Annotated in this window: 12 protein-coding genes and 2 tRNA genes; 10 read left to right on the top strand and 4 right to left on the bottom strand. The window is 41.1% G+C overall.

Annotation, left to right across the window (positions count from 1 at the left end):
- The first annotated feature begins 205 nt into the window (after positions 1–205).
- From PUQ00_RS15250 to PUQ00_RS15215, 8 genes are all read left to right on the top strand, one after another.
- A complete protein-coding gene (locus PUQ00_RS15250; protein ID WP_300418008.1) occupies positions 206–1,150 on the top strand; it encodes a hypothetical protein in 945 nt (314 codons plus the stop codon).
- Between the two features lie 179 nt (positions 1,151–1,329).
- Entirely contained in the window at positions 1,330–2,454 is a 1,125-nt protein-coding gene (locus PUQ00_RS15245; protein WP_300418005.1) for an alpha-hydroxy acid oxidase, read from the top strand.
- 104 nt (positions 2,455–2,558) lie between these two features.
- Positions 2,559–2,642 (top strand) — tRNA-Leu (locus PUQ00_RS15240).
- 32 nt (positions 2,643–2,674) lie between these two features.
- A complete protein-coding gene (locus PUQ00_RS15235) occupies positions 2,675–2,926 on the top strand; it encodes a hypothetical protein (RefSeq protein WP_300418002.1) in 252 nt (83 codons plus the stop codon).
- Positions 2,927–3,559: 633 nt separating this feature from the next.
- Positions 3,560–4,357: a WecB/TagA/CpsF family glycosyltransferase gene (locus PUQ00_RS15230; protein WP_300417999.1), complete on the top strand. Its 798-nt coding sequence runs from the start codon at positions 3,560–3,562 to the stop codon at positions 4,355–4,357.
- 145 nt (positions 4,358–4,502) lie between these two features.
- A complete protein-coding gene (locus tag PUQ00_RS15225; RefSeq protein ID WP_300417997.1) occupies positions 4,503–5,768 on the top strand; it encodes a glycosyltransferase family 4 protein in 1,266 nt (421 codons plus the stop codon).
- Between the two features lie 371 nt (positions 5,769–6,139).
- Positions 6,140–7,327, top strand: a complete 1,188-nt coding sequence (locus PUQ00_RS15220; RefSeq protein WP_300417994.1) for a glycosyltransferase family 4 protein — start codon at positions 6,140–6,142, stop codon at positions 7,325–7,327.
- A gap of 293 nt (positions 7,328–7,620) precedes the next feature.
- Positions 7,621–7,692, top strand: a tRNA-Gln gene (locus PUQ00_RS15215).
- A 73-nt stretch (positions 7,693–7,765) separates the two neighbouring features.
- Here PUQ00_RS15215 and PUQ00_RS15210 read toward each other — a convergent pair.
- Positions 7,766–8,245, bottom strand: a complete 480-nt coding sequence (locus tag PUQ00_RS15210; protein ID WP_300417991.1) for a hypothetical protein — start codon at positions 8,243–8,245, stop codon at positions 7,766–7,768.
- 223 nt (positions 8,246–8,468) lie between these two features.
- Between PUQ00_RS15210 and PUQ00_RS15205 the strand changes: the two genes are divergently transcribed.
- On the top strand, positions 8,469–9,758 hold the full coding sequence (locus PUQ00_RS15205; protein ID WP_300417966.1) for a hypothetical protein: 1,290 nt from the start codon (positions 8,469–8,471) through the stop codon (positions 9,756–9,758).
- A 132-nt stretch (positions 9,759–9,890) separates the two neighbouring features.
- Here the strand turns inward: PUQ00_RS15205 and PUQ00_RS15200 are convergent, their stop codons facing one another.
- The 3 genes from PUQ00_RS15200 to PUQ00_RS15190 all read right to left on the bottom strand — a co-directional run bounded on the left by PUQ00_RS15200 (position 9,891) and on the right by PUQ00_RS15190 (position 11,722).
- Positions 9,891–10,031: a hypothetical protein gene (locus PUQ00_RS15200; protein WP_300417964.1), complete on the bottom strand. Its 141-nt coding sequence runs from the start codon at positions 10,029–10,031 to the stop codon at positions 9,891–9,893.
- 193 nt (positions 10,032–10,224) lie between these two features.
- Positions 10,225–11,427 (bottom strand): FtsW/RodA/SpoVE family cell cycle protein, encoded by a 1,203-nt coding sequence (locus PUQ00_RS15195; RefSeq protein ID WP_300417961.1) that lies wholly within the window; start codon positions 11,425–11,427, stop codon positions 10,225–10,227.
- Positions 11,428–11,572: 145 nt separating this feature from the next.
- Entirely contained in the window at positions 11,573–11,722 is a 150-nt protein-coding gene (locus PUQ00_RS15190) for a hypothetical protein (protein ID WP_300417958.1), read from the bottom strand.
- A gap of 110 nt (positions 11,723–11,832) precedes the next feature.
- Here PUQ00_RS15190 and PUQ00_RS15185 point away from each other — a divergent pair, with 110 nt between their 5' ends.
- Entirely contained in the window at positions 11,833–12,543 is a 711-nt protein-coding gene (locus PUQ00_RS15185; RefSeq protein WP_300417955.1) for a hypothetical protein, read from the top strand.
- The last annotated feature ends 198 nt before the right edge of the window (positions 12,544–12,741 follow it).

Raw genomic sequence — 12,741 nt, 5'->3', positions numbered from 1 at the left:
TAAAATGCACAACCTAATTTACCAACCGTACCTCACTAGACCAGAAAACGCTATAGCAGTTATATTAGGCATTAATTAATCTATTTGTCAATATTATAAATGCAATGTCTGGCGATCAGCCGCTCCCCGTAGCTTACTTCTTTCTCCATAGGAATATGCGTCTACCCACTCATGTAAAATATTGGTACAGCCAGAAAATCAGCTAATGACCAGGTTTCCCTACGACCAGTTCGCAAAAGACTATCTTAAAGAATTATTACAGCCATTGGGAGAAGTGGAAACAAGTCGGAAAGTTCCGGCCCAAATCCGAGAGATTGATGTTTATTTTCTACCTTCACCGCAATCCACAAGCGATACAATAGAATTAGGACTATTAGGAAAATTTGCGGCTGAACCTGCATTAATTGAACCATTTAGAAATGCAGCTACAATTGCGGAAATTCGTAGTTGTATGAATAAATTATTTGATATTTTCGCGGAAGTTAAGCGTCACACTAAAGGTGATAAAAATCGGATTGCGGAATCAGATTTACCACGTTTATGGATTTTTTCACCTACAGCTTCTGAATCTATATTGGATGGTTTTAGAACTAACCTAAATGAAGAAGTTTGGGGAATAGGAGTACATTTTTTAGGTGATTATTTGAGAACAGGAATTGTGGCAATTCACCAATTACCATGTACACAAGAAACACTATGGTTGAGAATTTTAGGTAAGGGAAGAGTCCAGCAACAAGCAATAAATGAACTAGAAGCACTTCCCCTAAATAATCCCTTACGTTCCAAAGCAATTGATTTATTACTGAGTTTAAAGACCACCTTAGAATTCAATCAAAATATAGACGAGGAGGATAGAGATTTAATTATGCGCTTATCACCTATTTACGAGCAAAAATTAGCAGAAGCTAAACAAGAAGGAATCCAAGAAGGAATCCAAGAAGGAATCCAAGAAGGAATCCAAGAAGGAATTAAAGAAGGAATTAAAGCAGAACGTCGGAATGTTATAGAGAATTTGTTGCGAGTTCGCTTTGGTTTTTTAGATGCAGAAGTAAGAGTAATTATTGAAGCTTTGTCAGCATTATCACCAGAGGAATTTACTCCTTTATTACTGCAACTATCCAGGGAAGAATTATTAGCTAGGTTCCTTTAGAAAAACTCAGTCGGAGATACTGGGTTCTCCATCTTTATTAATAAATAGATGATTACTTAAGCCTGTTCAATCAGACAATCGGATTAGAGAATATCCGAAGGGTAAGCGGCTCTAGTGATTTAAAATCTTATGCAGAGCGAGAAACCGCTCACTACGAACAAAAGTTCTTATATTTAATTATGTCTACCGACTTATCTAACGACGATCGCTTTCAACCCATTAACCTTTTTGAGTACGAAAAGTTAGCAAAAGAGCATTTGTCTCAAATTACACTTGATTACTATAGTAGTGGTGCTTGGGACGAAATTACATTGCGGGATAATCGTGCGGCCTTTGAGCGAGTCAAGCTGCGACCTCGGATATTAGTTGATGTCAGCGATCGCAATCTCACTACCTCCATTTTAGGACAACCCCTGCAACTACCTTTGTTAATTGCGCCGATGGCTTTTCAATGTCTAGCCCATCCAGACGGAGAAGTTGCCACAGCCCTAGCTGCCGCCTCAGCTGGTGTGGGCATGGTGTTAAGTACAATGGCAACAAAGAGCATTGAAGAAGTAGCGACTGCATGTGATAAATTTTCAGATTCTCTGCAATGGTTCCAGCTTTACATCCATAAAGATCGGGGATTAACTCGTGCTTTGGTAGAGAAAGCCTATAAATCAGGCTACAAAGCACTTTGTCTGACTGTAGATGCACCTGTTCTCGGACAGAGGGAGAGAGATAAACGTAACGAATTTGCCTTACCCCTAGACTTACACCTAGCTAATCTCGCTACTATCTCAGGGCTAGATATTTCCCATGAAAAAGGCGAATCTGGGTTATTTACCTATTTTGCCCAACAGCTAAACCCAGCAGTAACTTGGCACGATTTAGAATGGTTAGAGTCTTTATCTCCACTACCTTTAGTCATCAAAGGAATTTTACGCCCAGATGATGCTGTGCGGGCTGTGGAATATGGAGCCAAAGCAATTATTGTTTCCAATCATGGTGGCAGACAACTCGATGGTGCGATCGCTTCTTTAGATGCCCTAGCTGAAATAGTAGCCGCAGTGGATGGTAAAGTAGAAGTACTGTTGGATGGAGGCATTCGTAGGGGCACAGACATTCTCAAAGCTCTGGCATTAGGAGCAAAAGCGGTACTGATCGGACGACCCATTTTGTGGGGACTAGCAGTAGCAGGACAAGCCGGTGTATCTCACGTCATCTCACTACTACAAGATGAGTTAAATGTGGGAATGGCACTTAGCGGCTGTGCAAAACTAGAGGATATTGACCCTAGTTTATTGACGCTGCCATGCCTTTAAGCTTTAGAATTATCAGAGCTTGTTCTAGCAAAGCTTTGATAATTAATTTTCCGAGTTGTTATAAAATCCCTCAATTAGAGTATAATAGTTAAGATTGGACATAAGGGCGGGTGGCGGAATTGGTAGACGCACCACACTCAAAATGTGGCGGCCTTGCGGTCATAGGAGTTCGATTCTCCTCCTGCCCACTACCAAACAACTACTAGAGAGGTTAAAAGTTATGCGCCTGAAAAGATGGGAATCACCCCGTAAAGAAGGCAGGAATGAGAAAGGTAGAGGTGGTTCGGCTAGGAAGCGGCAGCTCAAAAAGCAAAGGCAAATGTTACGGCAAAGACTTAAAGAAACTAACAAACCAGACAACAACAAAAACAACAGAGCAGGGGAAGATAAGTTTATCTTTCCCTTCTTTTTTGGGCTTTTATTTCATAAAAAAAGAAATTTTAGGGATTTTTCAATACATAGACTAAATTAAATTTGTAATAAATTTCGACAGTCATAAGAAAAAATTATTAACCTCTTCTTGAAAATATACTAATTTAAATTGAACCTCTTAACCGGATACTTAGTACAACATTTCATTAATTCATAGCGAATTCTCTGCGTGCCTCTGCGCTTCCCTCTGCGCGAGGTAGTCGCTACAACCGGGGGAACCCCCGCAACGCGCTGCCTCCCCTTTGCGTTTAAATTTTAACCCTCAATTCGCCACGATTTTACGCAAAGCTGTACTAAGTGTCTAGTATTTTCCTTCATGATCTAATTTTTCTATGTAGCAAATATTACGCAATTAAACACATATTTATAAGGAACTTATCGCAATTGTAATGATTATATGAACAAATCAACAATTAATTATGAAGGAAGTATGAATTTTGCCAAGTAGTGTCTGAAATCTCTTACTTAAAACAGTAAGCTAGGACACAACAAGTAATTCCAGTATTACTGATTAAGCCAGAAGTATATTAAGAAGGTAATTGCATCTCCATGTGTTAACTTCCAACGATGACACAAGCCTACAAAAAGTCAGGAGTAATCCAATCCGAATTCTTCAATATTCGGATTGATCTAGGCAATCTATGGATTTTTTTATTGGACACAGGAGTTATTGATGGTGGCGAGAGTGCTTCTACCAACTAAAAAAGTGCTTGATTTTCCTATTACTGCTTTGCGCTTTGACGATCAGGTACAAACAATAGTGAAGTGGGCGAGTAGGCATGAGAGTAAAACTGTATATGTAGCCAATGTACATATGCTCATTGAAGCTCATTGGAATCCAGAGTTTGCCACAGTATTACGAAATGCAGATATAGTTACTCCTGATGGTATGCCTCTTGTATGGATGATGCGAAAAATGGGAGCGCTTTACCAAGACCGTGTGGCAGGAATGGATATTTTCCTAGCATTGTGTCAGCTAACTCAAACACAAAATCTTAGTATTTTCTTTGTAGGCTCCCAAACTGAAATTCTTTCTAGGATGCGAAAAAGGTTAGAGCAGGAATTTCCGCAGATAAAGATTTCGGCGATGGAACCTCTACCCTTTCGTCCCCTGAGTGAAACTGAAGACGAAGCTTTGATTCAAAAGATTAATTCTAGTGGTGCTAGCGCCGTCTTAGTCTCTCTGGGATGTCCTAAGCAAGAAAATTGGATAGCTCAACATAAGGGTAAAATACAAGCTGTAATGATTGGACTGGGTGGAGTTTTCCCAGTTTATGCAGGAATTCACAAGCGGGCACCGCGCATAGTTCGAGACTTAGGACTTGAATGGCTGTATAGATGGATTCAAGAACCGCGCCGACTTTGCGGCCGCTATGCTAAGACGATTCCACTATTTATCTGGCTGGCTACGAAGCAACTATTATCATCAAGTCGGATTGCAGCAGTCTTCCTTCACGAGACTGGGGATTAAGGAGAAGGAAAAGGAAATAGGGTGAGACTGACTGGCATGAAAAGAAATAATCTCGCTGCCCCTAGCTTTGATATTCAAAGCTACATTTAACAACTACCAGAGCAATGGTTGGAACGATATTAGCGACATTGAGGAAATGTCGCGTATGAAACAGTTAAAAATTCTCATCTGTGCATATGCTTGTGAACCGGGAAAGGGTTCTGAACCAGGAGTAGGTTGGAATGTTGTTAGGGAGGTAAGCAAGTATCACCAAATCTGGGTACTCACATCTAACTGTCACCGTCAAGGTCTTGAAACTGAACTAGCACGTAACCCCCTGCCCAATTTGCACGTTGTTTACTTAGATCCTCTAGGCTGGATCATAGACTGGAGTCATCAGAGAATGGGAAAACAATGGGGAGTTTATGTTCATTATTACCTTTGGCAGATTTGGGCATATTTTATCAGCAGTTCACTCCACAAGCAGATTGGCTTTGATATCCTACATCATGTAACTTATGTGAGGTATTCAAGCCCTAGTTTAATTTCACTGCTACCAGTTCCTTTCATCTGGGGCCCAGTTGGTGGTGGGGAATCATCTCCCAAAAGTTTTTGTCAAGATTTTAGTTTCCGTGGGAAGATATACGAGGTTTTGCGAAATTTGGCTCGCTGGATAGGGGAGTGCGATCCCTTAGTTCGCCTCACTGCACAACAAAGTGTCTTAGCCCGCGCTACCACAGAAGATACAGCTAAACGCTTGCGCCAAGTGGGCACAAAAAATGTCCAAATTTATTCTCCATTAGGTTTATCTAAGGATGAAATAGCAAACCTTTCAGATTCTGTAATTCTCGACAATTCTGTAATTCGATTTATTAGCGTAGGTAGACTTCTGCACTGGAAAGGGTTTCATTTGGGATTAGCAGCATTTGCCCAAGCAAACCTACATAATGCTGAGTATTGGATTGTAGGAGAAGGATTTGAACGCAAACAGCTAGAAATATTAACTCAATATCTGAATATTAGTAAACAAGTCAAGTTTTTAGGTAATCTGTCTCGCGAACATACATGGAGTAAAATACAGAACTGCCATGTGTTAGTTCATCCCAGCTTGCATGAATCTGGAGGATTTGTGTGTTTAGAGGCAATGGCGGCAGGGCGACCAGTGATTTGCCTAGATTTAGGAGGGCCAGCAGTTCAGGTTACAGAGGAAACTGGCTTTAAAATTAAGGCAAATACACCTGAGCAAGCAGTAACTGATATTGCTAAGGCTATGACGTATTTGGCTAGTAACCCAGAGGTAAGATTATTGATGGGTGAAGCCGGGCAGAAGAGGGTAAGGGAGACTTTCAGTTGGGAAAGTAAGGGAAGGCAGTTAATTCAACTCTACGAAGAAATTTCAAACCAGAATAAATCCTACTTGAAATTGAATTAGAGTTATGGCTATAGGGATGATTAATGATAACGTCATAGTATATATCTTCTCAATAGCTCCTTTAGCGATACTGGTAGCATACATAAGTAAAAAACTAAGTAAAGAAGGCAGCAGGTAAGAGGCAGGAGGTAGGAATAAACAATGAGGCTTCAACCCCCCATCTAATTCCAAGCCACCAAATCGGAGATTTTGGGGTTCTTAACTTAAACTTTGCTGCCTCTGTTGTTAAATTCCATCAAAAATTGGCTGTAGTGTTGCCGATTGTAGAAAAACTGGCTATAGAAAAGTAAAACTACTGTAAATCAGGGTGTAATTGCTTTGCATGATCTACTAGTTGGTTCTTTCCTTCCACTATTCAGAGAGTTAACTGCATGAAAGTGCTGTTGATACATAACCGTTATCAATTTGCAGGGGGTGAGGATGGAGTAGTGAAAGCTGAACAATCCTTACTTAAAGCAAATAATCATCAGGTATCTTTACTAGAAGTCAGTAATCATGATATTAAAAATACCTGGGATAAAGTTGCAACTGCTATTAGTGCAATTTATTCATATTCAGCAAAACAACAAGTTCGCATCAAAATTTCCCAACTGCGCCCTGATGTTGTCCATGTACATAACTTTTTTCCTCTACTCTCTCCTTCCATATATGATGCTTGTCGAGAGCATGGGCTAAGTATTGTCCAAACTCTTCACAACTATCGGCTTGCTTGTCCCAAAGCAATACCTTTTCGAGATGCAAAGGTTTGTGTGGATTGCTTTGGACAAACAGTGCCGTGGTCTAGTGTTGTACATGGCTGCTACCGCAACTCACGTCTACAAAGCTCGGTGATAGCAGCAATGAACAGCTGGCATCGGTTGCGTGGTACTTGGCAGGAACAGGTAGATGCTTATATTGTCTTTACCCAATTTCAAAAAGACAAAATGTTACAGGCTGGACTGCCGGCAAAAAAGTTGTACATCAAACCTAATTTTGTATTTGCTCCAGACTCTGGAACCCAAAATGGTGAACATAGTGACTACTTACTTTTTGTTGGGAGATTGTCTGAAGAAAAGGGAGTTTCTGTTTTAATCGATGCCTATATACAGAAGAACTTATGTACACCACTCAAAATTGTGGGTGATGGTCCTTGCCGTCAAAAGTTACAGCAACAGATTAAAAATACCAGTTCCGAAAATTTCATCGAATTTTTAGGCTTTCAGGATAAGCCAACAGTGTTAGCACTAATGCAGAATGCACGATTTTTAGTATTTCCTTCCATTTGGTACGAAGGTTTTCCCTTAACTATCGCTGAAGCTTTTGCCTGCGGTTTACCTGTACTGGTGTCCAAATTAGGTAGCATGGTAGAAATTGTAGAGGATGGAGTAACTGGTTTACATTTTGAAGCCGGCAACCATACGGATATGGCAGCCAAAATTGAATGGGCAACCACTCATCCGGAAGCGATGAGAACTATGGGCAAAAATGCTCGCCAGGTTTATGAGACTAAGTATGCTCCTGAAGCTAATTATCAGCAGTTGATGGCAATTTACCAACAAGTCATCAATAAAAATAAATAGTCTGTACCCTAAGGCGTTGATCATCAAGTGAAGCAGATTTTAGATGCAAAGGAATTGCGATCGCCCAATTTTGTCCCTTAACCCTCTTTAATCACTATCGGATAAATTAACGTCAGTTTGACGATATAGCCAAACATTGATTCAAGGGTTGACTCCAAAGTGATGAAAGAGGCTAAGTGCAAGGATTCCGACCAATCAATGTCCTGCTGTAAAAACCCATTATCTGAAATCAACTATTAAAGTACTTGACATTAACCCACGATTAAGTGCTATATTAACTAGAGTAAAGTCGTTGGGGCGTCGCCAAGTGGTAAGGCAGCGGGTTTTGGTCTCGCCATCCCTGGGTTCGAATCCTAGCGCCCCAGTAAATCTAAAGACAGGCTGTTATGCCTGTCTTTTAGAGTATTTAATTACATTTTTAAGATGCGTCTCAATCTGTTACTTCTCAGGCGATTTGAGAGCTTGATCCAGAGTCTGCCGAGCCTGTTCTGCTTTAGATCGCGCTTCCTGGTAACGTACATTAGCTTGAGCAAAATTTTTGAGAACTTTAAAACCTTCCTTGAGTCGAGTAATTTCCTCTTCTGTCACCGACTCGTCGGTGAACAGAACATCAACCGCTTTGCGAATTTCTAACGCTTCAGCTCGTGACTCCTGAACTTTCAGCTTGAGCGTGGCCAGGTTACTCAGAACCTGAACAGCTAGTGTAATGGTATCCTCACCGCTAGCGGTATCAATAGTTGACTCTTTAACCTCAATTAATTGTTGAGGGCCAAATCCTTCTTCGAGTTCCGTGGGTAGCTTACCTGCATCCATCAGTTCCATGAGCTGATCCATTGCTTTATCACGGGCTTTGGCTGAATCTTTTCCAGAAACAGTAAGGATAATTTCTGGGCTTTGAGCGAGAGTGTACTGAACCATATTTGAGCAGAAAATTTGCTGGTTAACCAAGCTGAAGCAAATAATTATAACATGTTGTCTGTCAGGTCATTTGTTGATTTCTCAACTTTAGTGTCGGTTTGCCAAATTCATGTGATTTATATATCTAATGATTTCATGCTTCAATCCTGCCCCTGCCAAGTCCTTCAAAATAAAACTTTATACTTAAGAAAAGGGGAATAAGTTTCAACAGGAGAGGAGAGCAATGGCTCCTAGTCCCACCATCATGCAAGCTGTGGAACAACTGGGTTACCGTGTCACCGTTGGAGATGTGGCAACTCAGGCAGGATTGAATGTCGCTGAAGCTAATCAAAGCTTGTTAGCCCTGGCATCTGATGCTGGGGGACATTTGCAGGTAGCGGATTCAGGTGATATAGTTTACCTTTTCCCAGAAAATTTCCGAGCAATTTTGCGTAATAAATACTTCCGGTTACGATTGCAGGAATGGTGGAAAAAGGTCTGGAATGTTCTGTTTTACTTGATTCGTATTTCTTTTGGAATTTTCTTAACTGTTTCCATCGTCCTGATAACTATTACCATCTACATTATCATTACCTCTACCAACTCAGATCGTAATGGCAACAATCGGGGCAGTAGTTTCGGTGGTGGGGGGTTCTTCTATTTTCCAAATTTATTCTGGTATCTTAGCCCAAATTATGACAACCACTACCAGGAACGGCGACGTGAAAGGCGTCAAGAAAGCAATCTAAATTTCTTTGAAGCTGTGTTTTCGTTTTTGTTTGGCGATGGTAATCCTAACGTCAATTTAGAAGAACGTCGCTGGCAAGAAATTGCTACGGTGATTCGGAGTAACCGTGGCGCAGTGGTAGCGGAACAAATTTCTCCATATTTGGATGACATTGGCGAAGGATATACAACAGAGTATGAAGATTATATGCTGCCCGTTCTGACGCGATTTAATGGGCAACCGACGGTAAGTCCAGAAGGGCAAATTGTTTATTACTTCCCAGAGTTGCAGGTGAGTGCAACTAAAAAGCGCCGTCATGCAATATCAGATCACTTGGAGGAATTTCTGTGGCGTTTTAGTGCCGCCAGTTCCGGGCAAATTATGCTGAGTGCTGGGTTGGGTGTACTAAATTTTGTTGGTGCTTTAGTACTGGGAAGTTTGTTGAGAGATGGCACAGTTGCCGCCCAATTAGGTGGACTAGCAGCTTTTGTGCAAGGAATTTATTGGCTGCTATTGGCTTACGGAGCAGGTTTCTTAGCCATACCGTTATTGCGTTATTTCTGGATTCAGTGGCGTAATCGCAAAATAGCCGATCGCAACCGCGATCGCATTTCCAGAGCAAGGATATTGACAAGTCCTGATGCGCCTTTGCAACAAAAAATCGATTATGCCCAACAATTTGCGACAGAAAAAGTCATTGGCAGCGAAGATTTAGTCTATTCTAGCGAAACTGACTTACTCGACCAGGAAGTTGAGCGTTCTGCACAAATTGACGCTGAATGGCAACGGCGATTAGATCAGTCGTAAGTAATTCGCTCATTCAAAATGACAATCATCAGAAGGTAACAAAAATGGGCGGGCATCTTGCTCACCCAACTGAGTTTTTAAAGAAGCGATCGCTTGACTTTTAAGACAGTCGTTACAAGCTAGAACTGAGCGCTAGACGATGATCTTACTACCAACTACCAGATTTATAGCCTGATATCTGGGGTTGTATCGGTGGACACACTCGTCAAGCGATCGCATCATCCCCAGCAGTATCATGGAGTAACTAATTATTGTTTGTTTTACGTCTTTCATAATGTATTCAATTTGATGGGAGCATCTCAGTGAAAGCAAATATATCAGATGAGAAACAAGACTCTTGCTCCCTCTTTGAACCCACGGAGAGGGTTGGGGTGAGGTTTTACAAGGCTTTTTACACTCATTGAGATGCTCCCAATTTGATCTGTGTAAAGAGCGTAAAACTTTGTCTACCTTGGCTATTACTAACTCAATTCCTATTTTTCTGAAAAGCTCGGCGTCTGCGCCCATTTTCAAGCAGGGGTTTTCGCAACGGTACTACCTCAGCTTCACTACTTTCGCGTGCTACCCGAATCAGCAACCCAGCAGCTATTAAGCTAGCAATCATAGAATTGCCACCATAACTAAACATGGGCAAAGGTAAGCCAGTAGTCGGTAGGGAACCTGTAGCAACACCGATGTGGAGCAATGATTGTCCTACCATCAAAATCGTCACACCGATCGCTACCAATCGATGTACTATATTTTTAGCTTTCAGCGCCACGATTAATCCGAGAGTAGCGAATGTAGCTAAAAGTGCCAATAATACCATACCGCCAACAAAACCAAACTCTTCCGCGAACACCGCAAAAATAAAATCGGTATCCTGAATTGGTAAATAAAACAGCTTTTGTTGAGAAAGCCCATATCCAGATCCCCAAGTTCTACCAGAACCCACAGCTAGTAGACTTTGCACTAACTGGTAGCCATCTCCTGTAGCATCCGCCCACGGATTGAGGAATGACATCACCCGCTTACGCTGATACTCTTTAATACTAATACTGAGTATGGCCAACATCACTCCACCAATTGCTGTTCCTCCCAGGTATTTGTAAGGTAAGCCAGCCGCTAGAGCAATTAGCCAAATAGTCATGCCGCAAAGTGCTGTTGTACTCAAGTTTGGCTGGGCAAGAATTCCTAAAAGTACCAGACCAAAAATACCCAACCAAGCCAAGCGAACCCGCCAACTGATTCGTTCCCACTGACCAAAAAGCCGCGCACTTTGCAGCACCAAAAAGGGTTTAATCAATTCTGAAGGTTGAATCGGAATTGGCCCGATCGCAATCCAACGCGCTGCGTCAAAAGCCTTTTTTCCGAATCCTGGGATCAGTGTGACAAAAATTAACGCCAAAAATAGCAACAAAAACCAATGGGATAGTCCCAAAATTTTCTGCAACGGCAAATTAACTATAATATTGAATCCGATTAAGGAAACTAAGACCCAAAGCAGTTGACGCTTAAAGTAGTACAACCCATCATTTTGACGCGCATCAGCAACGGGATAAGATGCTGAAAATAGCATGATCAAGCCGACGAACAGCCAAATCAATGTTAACCAGCGCAACAACCGCGCTTCTAATCCCCAGTTGGAGACGGAAATATCAAAAATTGGAATCAGGCGGCGTAGATTCACGATCAGTACAGGTAAAAAGTTAGGAATTAGGAGTTAGTAATAAAGCTCATAAATCATAACTTATAACTCTTAAGTAGGTTTGACAACGATACATTTGATAATGGTCAACTTGAATACACTCAGCTAGCAACTATTAATCTAATTCCTAGTCGCCTTGACTGGGGTTGTTCTGGCGATCGCTAGTTGATACAAAGGATATTTTTCTCAGACCACTACCAAATTTGACAACACAATACTTCTTGCTTTCCTTGATTTGACTTTTGACAAACCGAAAAATTTTTAATTTGTCACGCATCCAGAAAGTTTCTCATACAAAGCCCAGATAAAGTTTCAGTAATATTACGGTAGTGGCTTAACTTTCTCAGGGCTATGGTTAATGGAACTATTTAAAAAGCTTGCGTCAATATGACGAATAGCAGCAAAACCACCACAAACACAATTGTGCGTAAATCTACTCGTCCAGCATTAGTAGGTGAGTTTCACATTCATATAGATGCTCAGACGCTTTCAACTCCTTTTGAAAAATTTCTGATCGAGACTCAGAACTTTTGGAATTCCGATTTCTCAGGTCATCCCGAAGGACTTGCTCATCGTCCTCCCAAAAAGCACTTGACAATAAAAACTAAATGTGCATCACAAGTTAGAGAAAAGTTTGCTAGTATTCTCCGCTACTTAGAGGATAATTCTGAAGCTATAGAAGGGTACATTGAGGCGGAATATATTCCCGTTGACATAGAAATTGAGGAAAAATCTTTCAATCCAGAAATTGAAATTCCTTTTAAGCTGAAGTTGGCATCTTTAGCACCTGGAACATTTCGTCAAGATGAACTGCACATTACTTTATCGCGGGAGCAGTCAGACCCAAGATTAATTAATTCCTTGCGAGATATGGGATTCTACTCAGTCTATATGGAAAAATCATTTGGGGAAGTAGAAATCTTTACTGCTCAAGGAACACGCAAAATGATTCGTCAGCTTTTGCCAGAGGTTATTACATATCTAACAGCAGTGGGGGGTGCCGTACAGTGCAGCGTTAAAGAAGAAAGAATTATTCGCTGGTGGATGAGTTCACCAGAACTTATACTGCCTTCTGTTATCAATACTGTTGAGAGTTAATTAGCTCTGTTTCATCACTGTAGTGGGAGTAATATTTAGAGTAGCTCCGATAAAATGCCGGCTAATCTAAAACCTTTGCTGCAACAAAGTTTTAGACTCTTCTGAAGGGCTTGATAGAATACCTAAGCGTAGTACCGCTACGTAGAATTCAAAATTAAGAAAGCTTACCAAATAAGGTTTTCACTCATTTTAAATGGT

It is taken from the genome of Nostoc sp. S13 (assembly GCF_029379315.1).
In the GTDB taxonomy this organism is placed as follows: domain Bacteria; phylum Cyanobacteriota; class Cyanobacteriia; order Cyanobacteriales; family Nostocaceae; genus Nostoc.
The sequence above is the reverse complement of the archived record's forward strand: the minus strand, read 5'-3'. Positions and strand labels throughout refer to the sequence as shown.